The organism is Mycetocola tolaasinivorans (assembly GCF_003667565.1).
GTDB lineage: Bacteria > Actinomycetota > Actinomycetes > Actinomycetales > Microbacteriaceae > Mycetocola > Mycetocola tolaasinivorans.
This window is the reverse complement of the sequence record NZ_RCUX01000017.1, coordinates 15,962-38,103: the sequence shown is the minus strand read 5'-3', so window position 1 is coordinate 38,103 and position 22,142 is coordinate 15,962. Positions and strand designations below refer to the sequence as shown.

At 67.6% G+C, this 22,142-nt stretch carries 20 protein-coding genes; 8 read left to right on the top strand and 12 right to left on the bottom strand.

Going from position 1 to position 22,142, the window contains the following annotated elements; translation table 11 throughout:
* Positions 1–319: 319 nt before the first annotated feature.
* Positions 320–1,060 (bottom strand): polyprenol monophosphomannose synthase, encoded by a 741-nt coding sequence (locus tag D9V32_RS15375; RefSeq protein ID WP_121649802.1) that lies wholly within the window; start codon positions 1,058–1,060, stop codon positions 320–322.
* A 104-nt stretch (positions 1,061–1,164) separates the two neighbouring features.
* Positions 1,165–2,682 carry a glycosyltransferase family 39 protein gene (locus tag D9V32_RS15370; RefSeq protein WP_121649801.1) on the bottom strand — a complete coding sequence of 506 codons (1,518 nt, stop codon included), beginning with the start codon at positions 2,680–2,682 and terminating at the stop codon, positions 1,165–1,167.
* 83 nt (positions 2,683–2,765) lie between these two features.
* Between D9V32_RS15370 and D9V32_RS15365 the strand changes: the two genes are divergently transcribed.
* Entirely contained in the window at positions 2,766–3,128 is a 363-nt protein-coding gene (locus tag D9V32_RS15365; RefSeq protein ID WP_121649800.1) for a GntR family transcriptional regulator, read from the top strand.
* Between the two features lie 77 nt (positions 3,129–3,205).
* Here D9V32_RS15365 and D9V32_RS15360 read toward each other — a convergent pair whose 3' ends face one another.
* From D9V32_RS15360 to D9V32_RS15345, 4 genes are all read right to left on the bottom strand, one after another.
* On the bottom strand, positions 3,206–6,967 hold the full coding sequence (locus D9V32_RS15360) for a proline dehydrogenase family protein (protein ID WP_121649799.1): 3,762 nt from the start codon (positions 6,965–6,967) through the stop codon (positions 3,206–3,208).
* A 210-nt stretch (positions 6,968–7,177) separates the two neighbouring features.
* Positions 7,178–7,783 (bottom strand): acyl-CoA thioesterase, encoded by a 606-nt coding sequence (locus D9V32_RS15355; protein ID WP_121649798.1) that lies wholly within the window; start codon positions 7,781–7,783, stop codon positions 7,178–7,180.
* A gap of 6 nt (positions 7,784–7,789) precedes the next feature.
* Positions 7,790–8,617, bottom strand: coding sequence for an SDR family oxidoreductase (locus D9V32_RS15350; protein WP_121649797.1), 828 nt, complete (start codon positions 8,615–8,617; stop codon positions 7,790–7,792).
* On the bottom strand, positions 8,614–9,453 hold the full coding sequence (locus tag D9V32_RS15345; RefSeq protein WP_121649796.1) for an enoyl-CoA hydratase/isomerase family protein: 840 nt from the start codon (positions 9,451–9,453) through the stop codon (positions 8,614–8,616). The genes D9V32_RS15350 and D9V32_RS15345 overlap by 4 nt, the downstream gene beginning before the upstream one ends.
* Before the next feature lie 257 nt (positions 9,454–9,710).
* Here D9V32_RS15345 and trhO point away from each other — a divergent pair, with 257 nt between their 5' ends.
* From trhO to D9V32_RS15330, 3 genes are all read left to right on the top strand, one after another.
* Positions 9,711–10,613, top strand: a complete 903-nt coding sequence (trhO, locus tag D9V32_RS15340) for an oxygen-dependent tRNA uridine(34) hydroxylase TrhO (RefSeq protein ID WP_121649795.1) — start codon at positions 9,711–9,713, stop codon at positions 10,611–10,613.
* Positions 10,610–11,569: an L-lactate dehydrogenase gene (locus D9V32_RS15335; RefSeq protein ID WP_121649794.1), complete on the top strand. Its 960-nt coding sequence runs from the start codon at positions 10,610–10,612 to the stop codon at positions 11,567–11,569. Before trhO ends, D9V32_RS15335 begins: the two co-directional genes overlap by 4 nt.
* Before the next feature lie 127 nt (positions 11,570–11,696).
* Positions 11,697–12,686: an MDR family oxidoreductase gene (locus D9V32_RS15330; RefSeq protein ID WP_121649793.1), complete on the top strand. Its 990-nt coding sequence runs from the start codon at positions 11,697–11,699 to the stop codon at positions 12,684–12,686.
* A 66-nt stretch (positions 12,687–12,752) separates the two neighbouring features.
* On the opposite strand, the gene D9V32_RS16600 is transcribed toward D9V32_RS15330, so the two are convergent.
* The 6 genes from D9V32_RS16600 to D9V32_RS15300 all read right to left on the bottom strand — a co-directional run bounded on the left by D9V32_RS16600 (position 12,753) and on the right by D9V32_RS15300 (position 17,912).
* On the bottom strand, positions 12,753–14,306 hold the full coding sequence (locus tag D9V32_RS16600; protein ID WP_183086353.1) for a transcriptional regulator: 1,554 nt from the start codon (positions 14,304–14,306) through the stop codon (positions 12,753–12,755).
* Between the two features lie 91 nt (positions 14,307–14,397).
* Positions 14,398–15,180, bottom strand: a complete 783-nt coding sequence (locus D9V32_RS15320) for a uroporphyrinogen-III synthase (protein WP_121649792.1) — start codon at positions 15,178–15,180, stop codon at positions 14,398–14,400.
* Between the two features lie 204 nt (positions 15,181–15,384).
* Positions 15,385–15,621, bottom strand: a complete 237-nt coding sequence (locus tag D9V32_RS15315) for a DUF3618 domain-containing protein (RefSeq protein WP_121649791.1) — start codon at positions 15,619–15,621, stop codon at positions 15,385–15,387.
* On the bottom strand, positions 15,608–16,006 hold the full coding sequence (locus D9V32_RS15310; RefSeq protein WP_121649790.1) for a phage holin family protein: 399 nt from the start codon (positions 16,004–16,006) through the stop codon (positions 15,608–15,610). The genes D9V32_RS15315 and D9V32_RS15310 overlap by 14 nt, the downstream gene beginning before the upstream one ends.
* Positions 15,999–16,385 carry a hypothetical protein gene (locus D9V32_RS15305; protein WP_121649789.1) on the bottom strand — a complete coding sequence of 129 codons (387 nt, stop codon included), beginning with the start codon at positions 16,383–16,385 and terminating at the stop codon, positions 15,999–16,001. Before D9V32_RS15305 ends, D9V32_RS15310 begins: the two co-directional genes overlap by 8 nt.
* A gap of 144 nt (positions 16,386–16,529) precedes the next feature.
* Positions 16,530–17,912 carry a glycine--tRNA ligase gene (locus D9V32_RS15300; protein WP_245982365.1) on the bottom strand — a complete coding sequence of 461 codons (1,383 nt, stop codon included), beginning with the start codon at positions 17,910–17,912 and terminating at the stop codon, positions 16,530–16,532.
* Positions 17,913–18,020: 108 nt separating this feature from the next.
* Here D9V32_RS15300 and D9V32_RS15295 point away from each other — a divergent pair, with 108 nt between their 5' ends.
* From D9V32_RS15295 to D9V32_RS15280, 4 genes are all read left to right on the top strand, one after another.
* On the top strand, positions 18,021–18,434 hold the full coding sequence (locus tag D9V32_RS15295) for an NUDIX hydrolase (protein WP_121649787.1): 414 nt from the start codon (positions 18,021–18,023) through the stop codon (positions 18,432–18,434).
* Between the two features lie 115 nt (positions 18,435–18,549).
* Positions 18,550–19,374: an alpha/beta fold hydrolase gene (locus tag D9V32_RS15290; RefSeq protein ID WP_121649786.1), complete on the top strand. Its 825-nt coding sequence runs from the start codon at positions 18,550–18,552 to the stop codon at positions 19,372–19,374.
* Between the two features lie 2 nt (positions 19,375–19,376).
* Positions 19,377–20,138 (top strand): esterase/lipase family protein, encoded by a 762-nt coding sequence (locus D9V32_RS15285; protein WP_183086352.1) that lies wholly within the window; start codon positions 19,377–19,379, stop codon positions 20,136–20,138.
* A 112-nt stretch (positions 20,139–20,250) separates the two neighbouring features.
* Positions 20,251–22,131, top strand: a complete 1,881-nt coding sequence (locus D9V32_RS15280) for an HSP90 family protein (protein WP_121649785.1) — start codon at positions 20,251–20,253, stop codon at positions 22,129–22,131.
* Positions 22,132–22,142: the final 11 nt, after the last annotated feature.

Below are 22,142 nucleotides of genomic sequence, written 5' to 3'. Positions count from 1 at the left end.
AGCCAGGAACAAGTCCGGCGTGTTGAAAGTGTGGGGATGATCCCGCTTGAGGCCGGCCGCTCTAGCGAGCCGCACCTTTGGGGTGATGAGTATTACTTTACGCAGGTTCCACAGTTCGGGCAAATCGAGCCCGTTTAATGGCGTGTCGGCCAGCAAAAGCCCGAAAACACGTGAAAGCGGCGCAGGTGGGCAGCGGTGGCTGTTGAGACCCTCTCCTGGGTAGCGCCTGCACCAGGCTTAAAGTGCAAAATGCCCGCGGCCCACTCCCCCACCGTTCACGGTGTTGAGGTGAGCCACGGGCATCCGCGGCGAAACGCTTCTATGACTTCTTGGCAGCGCGTCCCTTACCGAAGCGCTCGGAGAAGCCCCAGACGGTCACCCGCCACATGGCTTCGAACACGATGTTGCCGCTCATCTTGGAGCGACCGTGTACGCGCTCAACAAAGGTGATCGGTACCTCGGTGATGCGCAGACCCGCACGGTGTGCGTGCCACAGCATGTCAACCTGGAAGTTATAGCCGGCGCTCTGGACATCCTCGAGGTGCAGCTCACGGAGACCGTGGGCGCTGAACACCCGGTATCCACCGGTGACGTCCTTGGCGGGAAGCTTCAGCATGATGCGGGCATAGGTGCTTCCACCGCGGGAGAGAATCAGGCGGTGCAGCGGCCAGTTCTCCACCTTGCCGCCGGGCACATAGCGCGATCCGATGACGAGGTCATAGCCCTCATCGGCCTTGGCCAGCATTGCGGGGAGCTGCTCGGGCTGGTGCGATCCATCCGCATCCATCTCGATCATCCGCTCGTACCCGTTTTCGAAGCCCCAGGCGAAACCTGCCTTGTACGCGGCGCCGAGGCCCTCCTTGCCGGTGCGGTGCAGCACGTGCAGCTGCGAGTCCTTCGCGGCCATCTCATCGGCCAGGGCGCCGGTGCCATCCGGGGAGTTGTCATCCACGACCAGGACGTCGACCTCCGGGGTCGCCGCGCGGACGCGACCCACGATCAACGGCAGGTTCACCAGCTCGTTATAGGTCGGGATGATGACGACGGTCCGGACGGACATTCGTGCTCCTTTAGGGTCAAAAACAGAAAGAAATCGGGGGCACCAGAGAAAACCTCCGGGAACCAGTATCGCGGGTCATTGCGAAGAAGCGACTATTTGTCGGCTTAGTGGGTGTCCGTACGGACGAGTTCGAGTACCCGGCTGCGCTTCAGCGAAACCTTCTTCTCGACCTCGAACCCCTGCTCGGCAAGGGCGGCCAGGTCGGCAGCCTGACGCTCGTCCTTCTTCGAACCGCTGATGACGTACCAGACGGTAGAGACGTCGGACGGGACCGTGGTCTCATCCGCCGGACGGGTGACGTCCCACAGGTGGGCGGTCTGGTCAAACGCGGTCACGAGACCCGGGTCCTTCAGGCCGGTGAAGTCATCCGGGTAGAGGCGCAGGGCCAGTCGGGGCTTGCGCGAGGGGCGAATATCGTCGTTGAACACGACGGCGTCCCCGGGCTTCGCGTGGGCACCGATGGTTTCGGCGATCTGACGGAAGTCGCTGCCGTCCTTGCCGTTGGGTCCGCGCTGTGCCACGTACGAGGAGAACCCGGTGGCCGCGAGGGCCAGCACCAGGACCGCGCCAAGGGCCGAGGACAGCAGGCGCGGCTTCACCCGCACCACGATGGCGCGGATACCCCAGGCGATCAGGATCGCAACGGCCGGCGTGCACATGCTCAGGTAGCGCTGCGAGTAGCTCGGCGAGAAGATGCTGATGAGGCCCAGGATGATGGGCGGCAGCGCCATCCACAGCAGCGCGAGCATCGGCAAGCTCGCGGTCGTTCCGGCGGCGCGGTATCCGCGACGTACCAGCGTGTACACGAGGTGCGCGAGGGCGACGAGGATCAGTGCCCAGGCCAGGATGGCCATGTTCAGGTTGCCGAACCACTGCGTCACCAGGACGCCGTTAACCCCCGGTGGACGGTTCGCGAGGAACCCGATCTGGCCGCGTTCGGAGAACCCGAGCGCCAGGATCGGAATGCTGAGGACCATCGCCAGGCTGCCGTAGCGCACGGTGCGCCAGAGGCGCGGGCTGCGCGTAGATTCCAGCAGCAGCCAGAGGCCCAGCACCGGCAGGATGAGCAGCGAGTACATGAACACCGTGGCGGTGAGCGCGAGCCCTGCGGCCCAGACCCACCACAGGCCGCGGTTACGACGCGAGGATTCCAGCAGGCGCACCAGGCCGTAGACAATCCACACCACACCTGCGGTCGCGATCGCGTAACCACGCGCCTCGGAACCCATGTTGGTGACCCGGGGCAGGATCGCGAAGATGAGCGCCGCGGTGATCGCCAGTCGGGGGCCGTGCATCCGCCACACCAGCATCACGATGCCGGTGGCGGCGGCACCCACGGCGATGGCCGAGGGCAGACGCGTCGCAAACTCGCCCGCACCAAAGAGCTCGATCCAGCCGTGCAGGAAGACGTAGTAGAGGCCGTGAACGGCATCCACGTTTCCGAGTACTGGCCACAGCGTGTCGAGCGGGCGAATTGCCGACATCACGCTGGCAGCCTCGTCGCCCCAGTAGCTCGCTCCGGACGACCCGATCGCACTGATGACGGCGGCCACGACCCCGATAATCAGGGCAAAAACGGTACGCGGAACGCGCGCCAACCAATCACGCAAAAGAGTCCCCATTGTCCTATTGTCCCGTTTCCTGACTGTGAGGGCACTGAATCCGCCTCCGACATGCCGAGCGATGCCCGCGATAGGCTACCGGCATGGTGCGCATCGACCCGCAGGACCCAACCCCTCCGTTTGAGCAGATCCGAGCCCAGATCGTGGCCGCGGCCACCGAGGGCAGCATGCCCGCCGGCACCCGGATTCCCACCGTGCGAGCCCTCGCAACCGAGCTTGGTCTCGCCGCCGGCACCGTCGCCAAGGCGTACCGAAAGCTCGAGGAGGACGGCGTGATCGAGACGCGCGGCCGCGCCGGCTCGGTGATTGCCGCGGCCGCCGACTCGGGCCGCCAGCAGATCGAGGTGCGGGCCCACGAGCTCGTGCTGCGTGCCCGTGAGCTCGGGGTGTCCGACACCCGGGTGCGGGACATCCTCGAGGACGCGCTGCAGCGCACACGGGGTTAGTCCCGGACCGCACCGACGCACACGCGGTTAGCCTCGGACCGCACGGCCGCGCACGGGCAAAGGCCCCGCGACCGCGCCTAGATCGCGCCCTCGCTCCAGGTGTCCGGCCGACCAAAGCGGTGTGCGGTGATCGAAATCACCTGTTCGCGCAGGTAGTGCAGGAGCTCAACCCGGCCGGACGCCGTCACGGCACCATCCACGATGGTGGGGGCTGCGGTACCCATCTCGCGAACGATTGCGGCACGAGTGGCCGCGCGTTCGGGGCCGACCAGCCGCACCCGGGTCGGCCGGGCCGCGGTAATGCGCGCAATCCACTCGGGGTCGCTCTCCACCGCGAGTACCACGCCGAGAGCGCCCAGGGCCTGACGCACACCGGCGGGGATTCCGGTCGCGAGGCTCACGGTGAAGGGCACCTTTGCGCGCAGCGCCGCGGCAATAACCCGCAGCGTCTCGCCCAGATCGGCACCCTCCCCCGCACGAATCGCCACCGACACCGCGTGATAGCGCAGCAGGTTGCGTTCGATACCGAGTTCGGAGGCATCCTGCACGGTGCCATAGGCGGTGCCCCAGGCGATGGCGTCCGAGAGCGCCGCGCGCCGCAGCAGGTCGAACCGGTCGTAGCTGAGCGCGGGCTGTGCCGCCTCGATCAGCCCGCGAATCCGCGAGTCAAGGCCACGCAGGTGCAGGGTCGAGCTCGACGTACCGGCATCGGGCACCCAGTCGCCGAGGGCGATCAGGTGGTTCGGGCCGCCCGAGGCCGCCCCGGGCCCGCGGGTTGCGGCACCGTGGGCAGCCCGCGGCTGACGCTGTACGCGCAGGTCGGTCATCGCCCGGTTGACGTGCAGGGAACCGGCGTCGATGCGCGCGGCCCACTCGGCCAGGTCTTCCGGATCACGTGTGTGCAGCGCCGCCGACCGCCCGCCCCCGGTGGCGTTGGCATAGCGCAGGGCCTCGCGCAGGGTCGTGGCCCGCATGAGACCGAGGCTCGGTCCGGCAAGAATCGCACGCTGAAACTCGGAGCCGTTCTCGATGCCCTCGCGAATCCCCGGCCGCCAGCTACGACCCTCCTCATCGAGCGGGGTCGGGGCCAGCAGCCAGCTCTCGGCACCGGGGAGTTCGGCGAGCGCCGCACTCAGCGCGGGCGAAGCCGGGGTGATCAGTGGCCCGAGCGTGGTGGACGGATCGCTCGGGTCGCCGCTCACCAGCGAACTCGCGGCGTCGACCAGCTGATGCCGGAAGAACTCGCTCCGGGTAAGGGACCCCACCACGATGACCAGGCTCGCGCTCTCGCGGCGCTGCCCCGCGCCGCCAAACGCATCGGCAACGATGGCAGCAACGCTCGCGCTCACATCCGCGGTGGGCATCACGATAACGGTGTTCTTGCCCGGTAGCTCGGCGCGCAGGTCGAGTTCGGGCCGCCACGCCAGATAGCGCTCTGCCGCCGCGTGGTCGCCGCGCAGAACCACGCGCGACACCGCGGGGTCCACGATCAGCGCGCGCTCAGTCTCGGCGTCATCGATGCCCACCAGACGCAGCAGATCACGCGGTACCCCGGCCTCCCACAGCACCTCGGCAAGCACCGCGGCGGTGCGACGGGCGGCGGCGTCCGGGTGCAGGATGACCGCAGCCCCCACGGCGAGCGCCGCGATGACCCCGGCCGCGGGGTCGGCAATCGGGGAGGCCCCGACGGTTGCCACCACGAGCACGCCGGGAACGGTGAACCGGGCACCGCGCAGGCTGTCCAGCTCGCGAACGGTGGCCCCGTAGTAGTGGGCGTAATCGATGGCGTCGCTGACCTCGCGGTCGGCATCGGGCAGGAGCAGGCCGGTCTCGTGCACGGCGATCTCCAGCAGGCGGTCGCGGTTGGCGGCGAGCGCGAACCCGATCCGGCGGCTCAGCGCGCTGCGATCGGCGGCGGCGCGAAGCCCGGTTTCAGAAACCGCGCGGGCGGCATCCGCGAGCACAACCGCGATCTCCTCGGGAGCCTCGATCCGGGCGGCTTCGCTCGTCTGCGCACCCAGGTCGCTCTCGGCGGCGCGCGCACGAATCCGGCTCGCCCAGGCACGGTTTGCCGCGAGCGAGGGGTCGGTGTCGGGTGCGAGACCGAAGCCGGGGACGCCGTGCGCGGTCTGGACCGTCGGCGCGATCGTCGTTGAATCAAACACCCGTACGGAGTCGAACATCGATTCCGGCTGGGCCACCCGCTGGAGACGCAGTACCTGCTCGGTCATCCCGGGCTCGGCATCGTCGGCGGGGGCGTGGGTCAGCGACGCGAGCGCGGAGGTGTCCTCCGCACTCGGCGCGGGATCGGTGATGAGCGGTGCGCGGGTGATCGCCCGCTCCTCGAGACTCCACTCGGTTTCACGATTCTGGAAGCGCCGGGGTTCGGGGAGGTGCCGGCGTTCGGTACGCAGCTGCCTGACGGCGGCGGCGAAGCGCTCGGCCTCGCCGTCAACGAGCACGGTGTCGCTCTGCAGGTGGGCCGCGGCACCGAGGAATCCGTCCCCCGCGAAGTCCCGCAGTGTGCGCACCAGGTACTCGCCGGCATCGGCAAACCTCCGGTCGGGCACGATCGGGGCCAGCAGCGTCAGCCGGCCGAGTACGGTCTGCAGTACGCCGGTGTAGCGCGGAAGCACACCCATCGGCAGGGCAAACTCGAGCGCGTCAGAAACCCCGCGCTCGGCACCGAGTCGCAGCGCGAAGGCCAGATCAAACAGGTTCGGCACCGATACGCACACCCGCAGGGCCCGCATTCGTTCGGGGGTACACACCCAGGACAGCACCCGGAACAGGTTTGCCTCGGCCTCCTGCGGTGTGGGGTAGGTCGCGACCGGCCAACCGGTGAGCGTCGTGGTGACGCGCTCATCGGGCACTCGATCGCCGGCGCTCAGTCGGATACCCAGCGGGGCACCCCCGGCCAATACCCGGGCGTCCGCGTGGTCGGAGAGCACGGTGACGGCCTCGAGAACGTCGGGTAGCGACACCGGCAGGGCGATTCCCAGCGGGAACGCGCGCAGCGCGGGATCCTCCAGGAGCCGGGTGACCGCGGCGAGCGCAATATCGAGTTCCTCATGATCGGCAACGATGAGTTCGATGAGCGTGCCGTGGGTGCGGGTAGCCGCCCGCAGAAGCGCGGCGATGCGCAGGGTGAGCTGCTGAACGGCGGGGTCGAACGCCCAGGCGGACGCATTCGCAACCAGGTCGACAACGCGCACGCCGACCCGATCCACGTCGTCCCGGTGGGCGAGGGTCGAGACCCGCTCGAGCATGCGTACGGCGGCATCCTCACCGAGCACCGTGGGCCCCAGCGGGAGCAACCCCACTCGCACACCCTCGGCGCTGATCGCGCGCAGGCGCTCGGGAAGCTCGGCATCCGGAACCGCGATGACGAGGCCCTCGGTGAGTGAACGGGTGAGCTTTCGCGCGTATGGCACGCTCAGCGCGGGCAAGCCGGGGCCGATCAGGGATCCGATACGCAGCGCCGCTCGCTGGCCCGGGGTCAGGGCGGGCACCGGCTCCGCGGCGGCATCAGAGCCCTCCGCGGAAGCGGCCTGAGCGCCCCGGGTGGTCTGGGTAGCCTGAGCGACGCGGGGCCGGGGTGGAGTCAGCGCCGAAAGCGCCGCGCCGGCGACGAATCCGCCCTCGGGACGCACCACCTCATCGAGCAGTCGCTCGGTGAGGGTGAGGAGGTCAAGATCCGAGTGCAGCGCGTCCGCCCGCGCCGTTTCGGGGCGGGTCGGGGCACTCGCGGCACGACGTATCCAATCCCGGGTCAGGGCATCGGCCTCGCGCGAGAGGCGGACGTAATCGGTGTCGGTGGCGGGCATCGGATCGACCATACCCCCGAGAATACGCCCTCCTCCTGCACACGGGCTGGCGGCGGGGCCGAACACGCACGATTACACCCAAGCCCTGCACACAGGTCAGCGGCAGGGCCGAACACGCACGATTACACCCAAGCCCTGCACACAGGTCAGCGGCAGCCCCAAACACGCACGATTACACCCAAGCCCTGCACACAGGTCAGCGGCAGGGCCAAGCGCACGCGATTATGCCCGGGGCGTACTCGCGGCGGGGCTCGGGCCGGGCCACTCTCCCGGCCAGGTGCTGGGTGCCTCGGCGCGCGAACGCGGCAGTGCCACGGCGGCCCGCCACTCCTCCACCCACGCCGGCAGTGGCTCGGGCGGGCTCTGCGCACCAGCCGCGGCCAGCAGCTCGGCCGGTTTCACCGTGCCCCCGGACTTCCGGATGAAGCGGGCTCGCACGAGCGCACGGGTGTACACCTCGCCGCCGCACACGATGCGGTGCTCGATGTACCCGGCCTCCTCATCCACCCCGACGATCCGGGACTCCACGGTGAAGCGCTGCCCCAGCGTCAGGGATCGGCGATACGAGATGGTCTGGTTCACCACCACCGCATACCAACCGTTCTTTTCGAGGGTGCCCCACATGCCGTTACGAATCATGAGGTTCAGCCGACCCAGATCGAAGATCGAGAGGTAGACGCCGTTGTTCATGTGGCGAAGGATATCGAGGTCGGTCAGCAGCGTGCGCAGCCGCACACGCCCCACATCGTAGTGGCCGAGGGTGTCGCCCCGGGCCGCAAGTCGTCGGGCAGCGCGCACCACGAGGAGGGTGCGAAAAATGAGGTGCATGGGGTCCTAGAGGAAGATATCGGGGTAGAGGTCGGCCGGGTCAATACCCGGGGCGTAGCGCTCGAGATCGGTGATGCCGTGTTCGGCCAGCACATCCTCCACGATGAGCGAACGGCCGGTGAGCTCCCGGGCATCGCTGGTGAGCACGAGATACGCGGCATCCGCGTAGATCTCGGGGGTGCGGCTGCGACGCATCAGCTCGGCGCCGCCCAGCACGTTGCTCACGGCGGCGGTCTGGATGGTGGTGCGTGGCCACAGCGTGTTGGCCGCGATCCCCCGCTCGGCAAACTCCGCCGCCAGGCCCAGGGTCGCGAGCGACATTCCGTACTTCGCGAGCGTGTACCCGGTGTGCGGGCCCAGCCACTTCGGATCGAGGTTGATGGGCGGCGAGAGCGAGAGCACGTGCGGGTTCTCCGCTTCCAGAAGAGCCGGGAGGGCCGCCCGGCTCAGCATGTAGGTGCCGCGGGTGTTGACGTCCTGCATGAGGTCGTACCGCTTGGGGCTGAGCTCCCGGCTGCCCGCGAGCGAGATCACCGACGCGTTATTCAGCACGATATCGATCCCGCCGAACTCCGCCACCGCGGAGGTCACGGCGCGCTCGATATCGGCGTCGTTTCGCACGTCCCCCACGATCGGGAGGGCGCGCCCACCGGCCGCGCGGATCTCATCCGCGGCCGTGTGAATCGTGCCCTCGAGAGCCGGATGCGGGGTGTCGGTCTTGGCGAGCAGCACGATGTTTGCACCGTCTGCCGCGGCGCGCAGCGCGATCGCGAGGCCAATACCGCGGCTACCGCCCGACATCAGGATGGTGCGGTTGTGCAGGGTGCGGGTCATCGGGTTTCTCCTTCGGGCGTGGTGGCGGGTGCGGGTGCCGGTGCGGGTGCCGACGAGCGTGAGCGGGCGGCAAACGCGGCGATCCGTTCGGCCGATTCGGGCCCGGCGAACGCGGCACCGATGGTGTGTGCCTCATCGTCCAACCCAGCCTGGAAGCTCCGGCCCACCCCGGTGCGCAGCAGCCGTTTCGCCTGGCCAAACGCCAGGCTCGCGCCGCCCGCCCAGTGCCGGGCAACCGCGAGCGCGCGATTCGCGAGATCCTCGCCGGGAACAACCTCGGTGATCAGCCCCCAGTCCAGCGCGGTCTGGGCGTCCAGGCTGCGATCGCTGAGTACCAGCTCGAGCGCGCGGCGCATACCGATGGCCTCGGGCAGCAGCGTGCTGACTCCGCAGTCGGGGGTGAGCCCAATATCGGCGTAGCGGGAAACGAACCGGGCCGAGTCCGCGGCAACCACGTAGTCTCCGACCAGCATGAAGCCGAGCCCGCCCCCGGCCACGGCACCCTGGACCGCGGTGACGATCGGGATCGGGGCCGAGGTGAGGATGCGGTGCCCGTCGTGGATGACATCGGCCAGCTCGGCGATCGTGGTGCCGCCATCACGCGCCAGGGCGGCAAATTCGAGCACATCGCCGCCCGCGCAGAACGCCGGGCCGACGGAATCCAGCACGATGGCTCGCACGTCACCGCGGGTGGTGACCTCGCCGGCGATCTCGCGCCAGGCGAGGGCCGAGTCGCGGTTGATGGCGCCGAGGCGTTCGGGCCGGTTCAGCGTGATTCGCGCGATTCCCTCGGAAACACGCAGCAGTACGGGGTCGGCGGAGTGCGGGGCCGTCATGCCCTCGCCTCCCGCGGGCCGGGGCAGATTTCGAATGCTGCGATGGCGGCCTCGATACCAAAATGTTCCGGACAAATTTCGTGGTGTTGCGTCATTGCGACCTCCTCGATCGCCCCCGAGCCTAGCCGTCTCGGCGGGGAACATCCCGGAGATTGTGGGGAACCCGCGAGCGCGTCCGTCGGCGCATTGTGCACGCTTGTGCGCTTCCTACAACCACACACCGCTGCGTGAACCGCGCGCGCCACTAAACTGGAGACATGGCCCAATCGAAGATCCTGCTCTACTACGTCTTCACTCCGATCCCCGATCCGGAGGCGATCCGGCTGTGGCAGCGCGATCTTGCCGCATCCCTCGGGCTGCGCGGAAGAATCCTGCTGTCGGCAGACGGAATGAACGGCACCGTGGGCGGTGAAATCCGGGCGGTGAAGCGCTATCTGCGCGCCACCCGTGAGTATCCCGCATTCAAGAATCTCGACGTCAAGTGGTCCGATGGCACCGGCCTGGACGACGAGGGCCTGAGCCTCGATTTCCCCAAGCTCAGCGTGAAGGTCCGCGAGGAGATCGTGTCCTTCGGTGCCCCGGGCGAGCTCGCCGTGGGTTCGGAGGGCATCATCGGCGGTGGCGAGCGCATCGCCCCCGAAGACCTGCACGAGTTTGTGGACGCCCATGAGGACGTCGTGTTCTTCGACGGCCGCAACGCCTTCGAGGCCCAGATCGGCCGGTTCAAGGACGCCGTCGTCCCGGATGTGAGCAACACCCGGCAGTTCGTCGCCGAGCTCGAATCCGGCCGCTACGACCACCTGAAGGATCGCCCCATCGTGACCTACTGCACCGGAGGAATCCGCTGCGAGGTGCTGTCCGGCCTGATGAAAAACCGCGGCTTTAACGAGGTTTACCAGCTCGATGGCGGCATCGTTCGCTACGGCGAGCAGTTCGGAAACGACGGCCTCTGGGAGGGTTCGCTCTACGTCTTCGACCGCCGCGGCTCGATCGATTTTGCCCCCGGTGCCGCGCGCATCGGGCAGTGCGTGGTGTGTGACACCAGCACCTCGGATATGCGCAACTGCGCCGAGCCCACCTGCCGCGCGCAGCTGGTTGCCTGTGCCGAGCACACCGAAACACCGGTCCACTGTCCCAGCCACGCAGGAGTTCTCGCATGAACGAAAATTCAAAGCTCGCCATCATCGGTGCAGGAAGCGTGGGGTCCTCCCTCGCCTATGCCGCCCTCATTCGCGGGTCCGCCCGTGAAATCGTGCTCTACGACATGGACCGTGCTAAAGCCGAGGCCGAGGTTCTGGATCTCGCTCACGGCACCCCGTTCACCGGGGCCGGTCGCATCACCGGTGGAGGCGACATCGAGGCCGTGGCGGGTGCCCGGGTCGTGGTCATCACCGCGGGTGCCAAGCAGCAGCCCGGACAGACCCGCCTCGACCTCGCCGGCACCAACGTGGGCATTCTGGCCTCGCTGCTCCCGCGCCTGGTGGAGCTCGCACCGCAGGCGGTCTTCATTCTCGTCACCAACCCGTGTGACGTACTGACCGTCGCCGCCCAGGGCATCGTGGATCTCCCGCCCGGCCGCATCCTCTCCTCGGGCACCCTGCTGGACTCCGCCCGCCTGCGTTGGCTGATTGCCGAGCGCGCCGAGGTCTCCGCCGCGAGCGTGCACGCCGCGATCATCGGCGAGCACGGCGACAGCGAGTTCCCGCTGTGGTCGCAGGCCAAGATCGGCTCGACCCCGCTGCTGGAGTGGACCAACTCCGCCGGCGAGCAGGTCTTCGACGCCGCCGAGCGTGCCCGTCTCCACGAGGAGGTTGTGGGCTCCGCCTATAAGGTCATTGCGGGTAAGGGTGCCACCAACTACGCGATCGGGCTCTCCGGTGCCCGCATCGTCGAGGCCATCCTGCGCGACGAGAAGGCGGTCCTGACCGTCAGCACCGTTCTGCACAACTACCACGGTGTCGACGGGGTTGCCCTGAGCGTGCCCGCGATCGTGGGCAAGCACGGTGTGGAGCGCATCCTGTACGTGCCGATGGACGAGCCCGAGAGCGTGCACTTCCGCGCCTCGGCCGACGCCCTGCACGCCAGCATCGCGACGCTCGGCATCGTAACCGGCTAGTACCGTTTTCCGATCGCTGGGTCTTCAGCCCGCGCCGCCCGGTTCGAATCCTCGAACCGGGCGGCGCTCTTGTGTCGGGTCACGACGCTCCCTGTCGCGAATGCGGGTGAGTGGTTAGGGTGGAGGCATGAGTGCAACAGAGTCGTTTAGTGCCTGGTGGGTCTCCGAGCAGAGCTCCGATCTTCGCTCCACACACCGTGACGAGCTGGGCCCGGGTGACACCCTGGTCCGAGTGGAGTTTTCGGGGATCAACTATAAGGACGGCCTCGCGCTTCAGCACAAACCCGGCGTGCTGCGCGGATACCCGATGATCCCCGGCATCGACCTCGTGGGCTTTATCGAGGAGTCCGAGCTGGATCAGTGGCAGCCCGGCGAGCGGGTGCTCCTGAACGGCTCCGGGCTCGGTGAAACCCACAACGGCGGCCTCGCCCAGTACGCCCGCGTGGCGGGCAGCGACCTGATTACCGTGCCGCAGCAGATTTCGAACTTCCGCGCCGCCGCGATCGGCACCGCGGGCTTCACCGCGATGCTCTCGGTCCTCGCACTCGAGGATGCCGGGCTGACCCCGGAGGCCGGCCCCGTGCTCGTCACCGGTGCCGCCGGCGGCGTGGGCAGTATCGCGATCACCCTGCTCTCGGGCCTCGGCTACGAGGTCGTGGCGGCGAGCGGCCGAGCGGACTCGGCCAGCAGCTACCTGACCGAGCTCGGCGCACGCCGCATTATCCCGCGCACGGATCTCTCCGAGCCCGGTCGCCCGCTGCAGTCGCAGGAGTTTGCCGCCGTGGTGGACTCGGTGGGAAGCCACACCCTGGTCAACGCCCTCGCCCGGCTGAACTACGGAGGTCTCGCCACCGTGTGCGGGCTCGCGCAGGGCCCCGATCTCCCCGGCACCGTCCTGCCCTTTATCCTGCGCGGCGTGCACCTCATCGGAATTAACTCGGTCTACGCACCGCGTGCACTGCGTGAGCGGGCGTGGAAGCGGCTCGCGCGCGACCTCAACCTGGATCACCTCGACTCGCTCACCCGCAGCATTCCGATGTCCGAGGTCGGTGATGCGGGTGCGCGCATCCTCGCCGGTGAACTTCGCGGACGCACGGTGGTGGACGTCGACGCCTAACCCGGCACGGAAAAACCGCGGTGTCTCGGCTGTTTGGGCCGGGGCGCCGCGGTTTTTCTGTCGTGCCTAGTCGGTAGCCTCGGGCTCCGTCGGTTCTGCGCGCTTTGACGCGGGTTTGGCGGCGGGCGGCTTGGTTGCCGCGGGCTTCTGCGCGGCCGGCTTCTGCTGTGCGGTGGACTTCTGCGCGGTGGGCTTCTGCGCGGTGGGCTTCTGGGGCGAGGGCTTGGCCTCGGCGACCGCACTTTCCTCGGCCTTCTTGGCCGTGCTCCTGCTCGACGGTGCGGCGGGAGCTGCCGCCGGGGCAGACTTTGCCGCCGGACGCTTCGCGGGAGTGGACTTTGCCGGTGCGCTCTTCGCCGGTGCCTCGGCCTCGGCCTCGGTGTCCGTCGTTTTCGCCGGGGCATCCGGTGCGGGAGTCGCCTTCGCCGCGGGGGCACGCTTGGCCGCGGCGGGCTTCACCTCGGGTGCGTCCTGAGCGGCCGGCTTGGCCGCGGTGGGCTTAGTCGCGGGAGCCTTTGCGGGGGCCTGCTTTGCTGCAGACGACTTCTCAGCAGGCACCTTCTCAGCGGCGGACTTCGCCGCAGCAGGCTTTTCTGCAGCGGCCGGTTTCGCAGCGGACGTCTTTTCCGCGGCGGGCTTTGCCGCGGCAGGCTTTGCGGTGCTGGCCTTCTCCGCCGTGGGAGCCTTCGCGGCGGCAGGCTTCGCGGCGGGCGCCTTCTCCGAGGCAGGCTTTGCGGCGGGTTTCGCCGCGGCAGCAGGCTTCGCCGCCGCGGCCTTCGCTGCCGGCTTTGCGGCGGCGGGCTTCGCGGCCGCAGGCTTCACGGCAGCAGGCTTCGCCGCCGCGGGCTTCGCCGAGGCACCCGTCTTGGGTGTTGCCGGCTTCGCCGCAGCGGGCGCCTTGGCCGCGGGCTTCTTCTTCTCCGGAGTTTCCACCGGGTCGGCCTTCTTCGTCGTGGCGCGCTTACGAATGGGGGTCACCCGTGCCAGCGGCTTCTTCTTCGCGGCGGCACGCTCGGCGGCGAGGCGCTCGGCCTCGGCACGGCGCGTCTCGGCCTCCTCGGCGAGCACGGCGCGGAGGTCCACACCCTCGGCCTTGCGCTCGATGAGCTTACGCACCAGCGCGGGACGCACACCGGTCACGGTGCGCGGGTTAACCTCGATATCGGACTCCAACAGCGCCACGATGTCGGCCTCGGTTGCGCGAGTGGCCTCGATCCGCTTGGCTGCCTCTCGCGCTGCCGTGGAGGTGCGGCGGGCGCGGGCGTTGCCGTCCCCGTCAATACCCAGGGCGGCCACCAGCGCGGCGGCGTGCTTGGTGGTCACCACGACGCGGGAGTACTCGGCGTCCTCAAGCTCAAAAACAATGGTGGGTCGGCTGCCACGAATAACCAGGAAGTCCATCCCGCCGTTGAACTTCCAACGCCCCACCGCCATGGTGAGGGGAACGTACCAACCCGGGGAACGGATTCCACGCAGCCACACCCACGGATCATCCGTAATCGATGCGGCGCGAATCGCGTCTCGCGGGATCACCACGTTGTCTTTTCGCAGCGCCAGGGCCTTTTCCGCCGCCGTCAGTTTCACTTCCAGTCGGTCGGGGTGCAGGAGAAGGCTAGCCATACTCTCTAGTCTGCCCCGTTCACCTGAAAAAAGCGCCGAAGACACCTCACAAAGTGATAACTCCCCGTCTGGAGAGTAGCCACAGCGATCGTTATCCGGCGTGCCCGGATTCGGCCGCGGTGACCACGGCGTCGAGGAGCGCGGCGACGGTCTGCTCATCCGCGATCAGGTCGACCCGCAGCCCGGCGGCGGCGGCGTCATTTGCGGTACGCGGGCCAATCGCCGCAACCAGGGTACTGCTCGGCAACTCACCAAACTGCGCGGCCACCTGATCGGCGATGCTTCCGGAGGTCACCAGGAGCGCGTTGATTCGGCCGCTGTGGACATCCGCAATAACCTTCTCGGCTACCGGTTCACCCACGGTGCGATACGCCATCACGGACTCCACATTGTGACCGGCTGCAATCAGGCCCCGGGTGAGGACGGGGTCGGCGTTTGCCGCGCGCAGCGTCAGAAAGTGACGGGGTTCGGGCTCCCGGGCAACGAGTTCCTGCACCATTCCGGCGGCCGAGTTGTCCTCGGCGGGAACGAGCGTGACCACAAAACCGGCGGCCTGGGCCGCAGCCGCGGTGGTCTCACCCACGGCCGCGATCTTGGTGTGGGCGGGCACCCGCACGCGGTGTGCATAGAGCACGTCCACGGTGGTCGCGCTGGTGAGGGTGACCCAGTCAAAAGCCCCGGCCTGCAGGGATTCCAGGGCACCGGCCAGCGCCTCTGGGTTGTCGGTCGGGGCAAAGTTCACCATGGGTGCGATGACCGGTGTGGCGCCGCGGCGCCGTAGTTCGGCGGCAACTCCGTCACCCCAGGGGCCACCCCGGGGCACCAGAATCCGCCAGCCAGTGAGTGGCTTAGAGGAAGAACCTGTTGTGCTCATCGGAAAACTCGTTGCTACCTTCGTGAAACAGACTCGCGCGCACGCCCGCTCGGGTGGCACAGCATGGGGAAGAAAACGACCCTCACACTACCATGATCACCCCGTTTCGCTCGGATCCGAAATCCGTGCACGGGAGTGACCCGTTGATTCCGCGAGACCTCCGCGGTGTGCACACACCCGGGCTCGCACCCGGGTGTGTATCGCCTATCGACGCGCCAGCGCCCGGACGATCCCCCACGCGGCCAGGCCAACGACGGCGCTCACTGCCACGGCCGCGCCCGCGGCACCACCGGGGTTCTCTTCCTTAAAGGTGCGCAGACGCGCCTTACCGCGGTCCACGGCACCGCCCACGCGCTTGGGCACGTTGAGCTTGTCTTCGAGGGCGTTGAGCGTGGCAACCAGCTCGGCGCGCGCCTCCTCGGGGGTCTTATCGACGGTCATAATCACCGGTTCCCTTCAGCGCATCGATGTCGCGACGGACACCCTCAATCGGACCCTGCTCATCGCTGATGCGCTTGAACGCGCGCCAGCCCAGGAGCCCAAAGACCCCGGCGGCAAGCAGGAACAAAACAAACACGATGAGTGCGGCCAGCCAGGCGGGCATGACCAGCGCGAGCGCCAGGATGATCACGGCCACCAGGGTTCCGACCGCGAAGAACACGAAGATCAGCGCGACGATCACAAATACGGCACCGATTCCGGCATTCTTGCCAACGTGAATCGCCTTGACCTTGAGCTGCTCGATCTCCGCCTTGATCAGATCGGTGATCTGGCCGGGCAGGTCGGAGATGAGCCCGATCAGGGAGCGCTTTTCCGAATCACTCATTGGTGGCCGACTTCTTTGCTCCGGCGCTCTTCTTGGCGGCGGGCTTCGCGGCAGACTTCTTCGCTGCCGGCTTCGCGGCGGAGGTCTTTTTCGCCGGGGAGGCCGCGGCGGCTGGCTTGGCAGCCGGTTCCGCGGGAGCGGGCTCGGCGGGGGCGATCGCCGCGGCGATCTTCTTTACTCCGACGAGGAGGAAACCAGGAACCTCGCTAATGCGTGCCTTGGCGAAGGTTTCGACCTTCTCCACCTGGTTCTGGACGGGGGCCGCGTTCCAGACGCTCAACCACCCACTCTTGATCTGTTCGTAGCGCTGACGACCCGCACGGGTTCCCAGGACGTAACCCGCGGCCAGTCCGGTGACGAAGAGTATCTTGCCTCGCATCGTGTCTCCCTCTGCTCGATTCGATACTCACCAGCGTAGCGCGTGGTTGGGGGTACGCCCGAGAGAATGTCTCAAAAGACTTCGGAAACGAAACACCGCTTCATGCCCGTACGAGCATGAAGCGGTGTTTTTCGGGGTGAAACCCTATGCGCCGCGCAGACGCTCGGCGAAGTACAGGTAGAGGTCGGCGATCGCGACGCGCTCCTGCTCCATGGTGTCGCGGTTACGCACGGTCACGGCCTTGTCCTCGAGCGAGTCGAAGTCAACGGTCACGCAGAACGGGGTACCGATCTCGTCCTGACGACGGTAGCGACGGCCGATTGCGCCGGCGTCGTCGAAGTCGACGTTCCAGGTTTCGCGCAGCTCGGCGGCGACCTCGCGAGCCAGCGGCGAGAGGGCCTCGTTGCGGCTCAGCGGGAGGATGGCCACCTTCACCGGGGCCAGGCGCGGGTCGAGGCGCAGCACGGTGCGGGTATCGACACCACCCTTGGCGTTGGGCACCTCTTCCTCGTCATAGGCATCCACCAGGAAGGCCATCAGCGAGCGGGTCAGGCCGGCCGCGGGCTCGATCACGTAGGGGATCCAGCGCTCGTTCTTCGGCTGATCGAAGAACGAGAGGTCCTTACCCGAGGCCTCGGAGTGGGTCTTGAGGTCGAAGTCGGTGCGGTTGGCCACACCCTCGAGCTCGCCCCACTCGCTGCCGGAGAATCCGAATCGGTATTCAACGTCGACGGTGCGCTTCGCGTAGTGCGACAGCTTTTCCTTGGGGTGCTCAAAGAAGCGCAGGTTGTCGGCCTTGATGCCGAGGCCGGTGTACCAGTTCATGCGCTCGTTCAGCCAGTACTCGTGCCACTGCTCGTCGGTGCCGGGCTCAACGAAGAACTCCAGCTCCATCTGCTCGAACTCACGGGTACGGAAGATGAAGTTTCCGGGGGTGATCTCGTTACGGAACGACTTACCGATCTGGCCGATACCAAACGGCGGCTTCTGGCGCGAGGCCTGCAGCACGTTGGCGAAGTTCACGAAGATACCCTGGGCGGTCTCGGGACGCAGGTAGTGCATGCCGGACTCGTCCTCGACCGGGCCGAGGGTGGTCTTGAGCAGACCGGAGAAGGCCTTGGGCTCGGTCCAGGCGTGACGAGTGCCACAGTTCGGGCAGGCGATGTCGTCGAGACCGTTTTCGGGCAGACGACCCTTCTTCTCCTCGAACTCCTCCTCGAGGTGATCCGCGCGGAAGCGCTTGTGGCAGGAGGTGCACTCGACCAGCGGGTCGGAGAAGACCTCAACGTGGCCCGAGGCCTCCCACACCTTGCGCGGCAGGATCACCGAGGAGTCGAGGCCGACAACGTCGGAGCGGCCCTGAACCATAGACTTCCACCACTGGCGCTTGATGTTCTCCTTCAGCGCCACACCGAGGGGCCCGTAGTCCCATGCGGAGCGGGATCCGCCGTAGATTTCACCGGCCTGAAAGACAAATCCGCGATGACGGGCGAGGGCGATGACTTTATCGAGACGGCTGGCTGCCACGGTGGCTCCTGAGGTTGCTGAAAGATGACCCGACCGGGTGCCGGGCATTAGGGCCTAAGTTTACCCATGTTCGGCGACGGTTTCCGCTGACGTTTTAGGATTGATGCCATGAGTCACCCCACACTTCCCGATATTCAGGTGGCTGCGTTCGCGCTGGTCCGCGATCGCCGACTCCTGATGGTCACCGCCCGTGGCCGCGATGTCTACTTTCTCCCGGGCGGAAAAATCGACCCCGGCGAGACCCCGCGCGATGCGGTGATCCGCGAGGTGTTCGAGGAGGTCGGCGCGAGAATCGATCCGGATACGCTCAGCGTCTACCACCGTCTCGCGCTACAGGCACACGGTGAGCCCGAGGGTCGCCTGGTCGCGATGACGATTTTCTCGGGCGAGCTCCTGGACGAACCGGTGCCGAGCGCCGAGGTGAGCGAGGTGCACTGGGTACGGCTCGCCGATGCCGATCGATGCCCGCCCGCCGGGGCCGACCTCCTGCACGTGCTCCACCGGGACGGGTTGATCGACTAGGCTCAGGGTCCCCTGGGAAGTCCGGGATCACGGCATCCATTTGGATTACAGTCGTGATTACGGGGTTGTTTACCCGGGAGAATACGGAACGTAGCCGAGGGGAGGCGCGGTATCGATGCCGCAGGAGAAGCAAAACGAGGGGCGATCGAGCACCGCGATCACCGCATTTGAGGATGCGACCCGGGAGCGGTTCGAACGCGACGGACGCGAGATCATCAGCTTCCGCTCCGGTGCCCACACCGGACGGCCGATCGTCCTCCTGCACGGAATCGGCATGGGCCACGGCTACTGGAAGGGCCTCGCCGAGGAGCTCGCCGAATACGGGCCGGTCTTCGCGCTTGACCTCCCCGGGTTCGGGGAGTCGCCCGAGCCAAAGGAGCCGCTGGACATGCCCGCCAGCGGCGCATTCGTGGCCGATTTTGTGCGTGCTGAGGGCCTGAGCGACGTGATCCTCATCGGACACTCAATGGGCACCCAGGTGGCCGTCGAGGCCGCCGCGGCCGCACCCGAGCTCTTCCCCGACCTGATCCTGCTCGCCCCCACCATCAACGCGACCGAACGCAGTATCTCCCGGCAGGCACTGCGCATGCTCCAGGACATGATGTCGTTCCAGCCGCGCACCCTCTACTACGGTGCCCGCTACTACCTGGCCGCGGGGCCGCGCTGGTACGTCAAAAAGCTCGCGACGATGCTGACCCACGAGGTCGAGCGCACCCTTCCCCGGGTCCGCGCACACACGCTGGTGGTCCACGGCGAGCGCGACTTCCTCTGCCCCACGGTCTGGGTCGACGAGGTGGTGAGCCGGATCCCAGATGCCCACGCCGCCACCGTCCCCGGGCGCGGTCATGAAACCATGATCAGTGGTTACCCCGAGGTGGCGCGCGCTATCCGCACGCACCTGGGTCTGCCCGCCCCCACCCCGCGGAGCGTAAAGGGGTGAACGTGCTCGCGCGGGTCAACGTTCTGGTGCGCGACATCGGGCTGATGATCGGGCTGCACCTCCGCGCACCGTTTCAACGATTTCCGCGACGCTATCGACGCGGGGATTCCACCAAACCGGTAATCCTGATCCTCCCCGGGGTCTACGAAACCTGGGCGTTCCTCGAACCGATCGCCGAACTCCTGCACCGCTCGGGCTATCGGATTTCAATCGTGCGAGGTCTCGGATACAACCTGCTCCCCATCGTGGATACCGCGCAGCGCCTGTCGCGCGCGCTGCGCCGAAGCCCGGTCCCCCGATCCGGCCGCATCATCGTCGCGCACTCCAAGGGCGGCCTGATCGGCAAGCAGCTCATGGTGACCGATGGCGAGCGGCTCGGTATTCACGGCGTCGTGGCCGTGGCCACACCGTTCGCCGGCTCGCGATATGCCCGCTACATTTTTGACCCGAGCCTGCGGGCGTTTCTGCCCACCAACTCAACCATCGTGGGGCTCGGTCGCCAGGCCGAGCTGAACGCGCACATCGTGTCGATCTACGGGCCCTGGGATCCACACGTGAGCGAGGGCAGCCACCTTCCCGGTGCCCACAATGTCCGATTAGACACCTCCGGCCACTTTCGAATTCTGCGCGCACCGGAAACGGTCCTCGCCGTCCGCGATGCCGTGGAGATGCTGGTGGCGGACACGGGCACGCTATCCGCGAAATCCCCCACTCTCGCACCACGCCGCGGCGCGAAGTCGCCTACCCTGGAGACGGACCAATAATTTCGTCGCCTCATCTCCCCGGCCGACCCCGCGTCCCCTACCCTGGAGAAGGCCCCGCAGGTTTGCCGCGCCGATACGGTGCGGCTGAGCCCGCCTCACACGAGGAGCATTCTTGTCTCTTGACCGCCCCGATTCCGTCGCCTCCGCCGCGGCCCAGCCGTTCCAGGTAGACCTGCGCGGTGTCGTGGATCTGCTGAGCCGGCACATCTATTCGAGCCCGCAGGTCTACCTGCGCGAGCTCCTCCAGAACGGTCGCGATGCGGTGACCGCGCGGCAGAAGTTCGACGGAGCACCCGCCGGGCTGCTGCGGATCAGCCCGGTTACCGAGGCCGACCCGATCTTCCGTTTCACCGATAACGGCGTGGGCCTGACCGCCGCCCAGGCTGCCGAGCTGCTCTCCACCGTGGGCCGCAGCTCCAAGCGCGATGAGGTGCTCAACCTGCGCCGGGAAGACTTCCTCGGCCAGTTTGGTGTGGGCCTGCTGTCCTGCTTCATGGTTTCGGATGAGATCGTGGTGCGCTCGCGCTCGGCTCACGGGGACGCCCCGATCGAGTGGCGCGGCCACTCCAACGGCACCTTCAGCGTGCGCGAACTGAGCGCCACCGAGGCCGAAAACCTGCCGATCGGAACCGAGATCTCGCTGCGGCCGCGGCCGGATGACGCGGCGCTGCTCTCCCCCGAGCGTGTGCGCGAACTCACCGAGCGTTTCGGCCGCTATCTTCCCGTCGACGTCCAGCTGGAACAGCCCGACCGCTCCTGGGAGACCATCACCGTCCCGGCACCGTTCCTTGAGCCGGTCGCACCGGGTTCCGCCGCCGAGGATGCCCAGCTGCTCCTCGGTACCGAGCTGCTGGGTGCACGCCCGCTGGCCAGCATCGAGATCGTCGTTCCGGGCACCGGGACCCGTGGTATCGCCTACGTTCTGCCGTATGCGCCGCCGCCGAGCGCCCGCCAGGCCAGCCGCGTCTATCTGGGCCGCATGCTGCTGGACGAGCACGTCGAGGATCTACTGCCCGAGTGGGCGTTCTTCGTGCGCTGCGTGATCAACACCGATGGTCTCGCCCCCACCGCCTCGCGCGAGAGCTTCGTGAACAACGAGGCGCTCGAGTACACCCGCACCGAGATCGGTGCCGCGCTGCGTCGCTGGATCATGCTGCAGGCCGCCACGGCACCGCACATTCTGGCAAACCTGGTTTCGGTCCATCAGCTCGCGCTGAAGTCGCTCGCCGTGCACGATGACGAGCTCGCCGCGCTCATGCTGCCGTGGCTGCGGATCGAAACCTCCGCCGGGGAAACCACCATCGGCGAGCACCTGGAGCGCTATGGCGAGCTGCGCTTCACCGACACGGTGGACGAGTTCCGACAGGTTGCGGCGATCGCGAACCCCGAGTCGCCCATCGTCAATGGCGGCTACGTGTACGATTCGGCGCTGCTGCGGCAGATTCCCGCGATCACCGGTCAGAGCGTCCAGCGGATCGAGGTGTCGGATGAGCTCGACGGCCTTGAGGCTCCGCCGCTGCACGAGCGACAGCTCACCGCCGCGGTCGAGACCCGCGCCGAGGAGGCCCTCACCACCGTGCAGACCCGGGTGTCCATCCGCTCCTTCCAGCCCGCCGACCTCCCCGCACTGTACGTCGCGGATCAGGCCGTCCTGCGGAGGATTGAACGTACAAAGGCCGCCGAAATGGCGCCGGGTCTGTGGTCGCAGGTGATCTCCACCACCGACCGGCTGCTCACCGGCAAGAACGAGGCAGACGGGGAACGGGACGTGCGCGCACGCCTGTGCCTCAACTGGTCAAGCCCGCTCGTGCGTCGACTGGCCGAGCTGGATGACCCGCTGGTGTTCCGTCGCTCGATCGAGCTCCTGTACGCGCAGGCGATGCTCGCCGGCCACCGCCCCCTGACCACCACCGACCGATCGCTGATGACCGGTGCCCTCACCGACCTGGTGCAGTTGAGCATCGGCCTCGGCGGCGACACCACTACCGACTAGACACCACCCCG

Excerpts from the sequence above, each read along its gene's own strand:
- D9V32_RS15375 (WP_121649802.1), bottom strand. The coding sequence starts at position 1,060 with ATGTCCGTCCGGACCGTCGTCATCATCCCGACCTATAACGAGCTGGTG.
- D9V32_RS15370 (WP_121649801.1), bottom strand. The coding sequence starts at position 2,682 with ATGGGGACTCTTTTGCGTGATTGGTTGGCGCGCGTTCCGCGTACCGTT.
- D9V32_RS15365 (WP_121649800.1), top strand. The coding sequence starts at position 2,766 with ATGGTGCGCATCGACCCGCAGGACCCAACCCCTCCGTTTGAGCAGATC.
- D9V32_RS15360 (WP_121649799.1), bottom strand. The coding sequence starts at position 6,967 with ATGGTCGATCCGATGCCCGCCACCGACACCGATTACGTCCGCCTCTCG.
- D9V32_RS15355 (WP_121649798.1), bottom strand. The coding sequence starts at position 7,783 with ATGCACCTCATTTTTCGCACCCTCCTCGTGGTGCGCGCTGCCCGACGA.
- D9V32_RS15350 (WP_121649797.1), bottom strand. The coding sequence starts at position 8,617 with ATGACCCGCACCCTGCACAACCGCACCATCCTGATGTCGGGCGGTAGC.
- D9V32_RS15345 (WP_121649796.1), bottom strand. The coding sequence starts at position 9,453 with ATGACGGCCCCGCACTCCGCCGACCCCGTACTGCTGCGTGTTTCCGAG.
- trhO (WP_121649795.1), top strand. The coding sequence starts at position 9,711 with ATGGCCCAATCGAAGATCCTGCTCTACTACGTCTTCACTCCGATCCCC.
- D9V32_RS15335 (WP_121649794.1), top strand. The coding sequence starts at position 10,610 with ATGAACGAAAATTCAAAGCTCGCCATCATCGGTGCAGGAAGCGTGGGG.
- D9V32_RS15330 (WP_121649793.1), top strand. The coding sequence starts at position 11,697 with ATGAGTGCAACAGAGTCGTTTAGTGCCTGGTGGGTCTCCGAGCAGAGC.
- D9V32_RS16600 (WP_183086353.1), bottom strand. The coding sequence starts at position 14,306 with ATGGCTAGCCTTCTCCTGCACCCCGACCGACTGGAAGTGAAACTGACG.
- D9V32_RS15320 (WP_121649792.1), bottom strand. The coding sequence starts at position 15,180 with ATGAGCACAACAGGTTCTTCCTCTAAGCCACTCACTGGCTGGCGGATT.
- D9V32_RS15315 (WP_121649791.1), bottom strand. The coding sequence starts at position 15,621 with ATGACCGTCGATAAGACCCCCGAGGAGGCGCGCGCCGAGCTGGTTGCC.
- D9V32_RS15310 (WP_121649790.1), bottom strand. The coding sequence starts at position 16,006 with ATGAGTGATTCGGAAAAGCGCTCCCTGATCGGGCTCATCTCCGACCTG.
- D9V32_RS15305 (WP_121649789.1), bottom strand. The coding sequence starts at position 16,385 with ATGCGAGGCAAGATACTCTTCGTCACCGGACTGGCCGCGGGTTACGTC.
- D9V32_RS15295 (WP_121649787.1), top strand. The coding sequence starts at position 18,021 with ATGAGTCACCCCACACTTCCCGATATTCAGGTGGCTGCGTTCGCGCTG.
- D9V32_RS15290 (WP_121649786.1), top strand. The coding sequence starts at position 18,550 with ATGCCGCAGGAGAAGCAAAACGAGGGGCGATCGAGCACCGCGATCACC.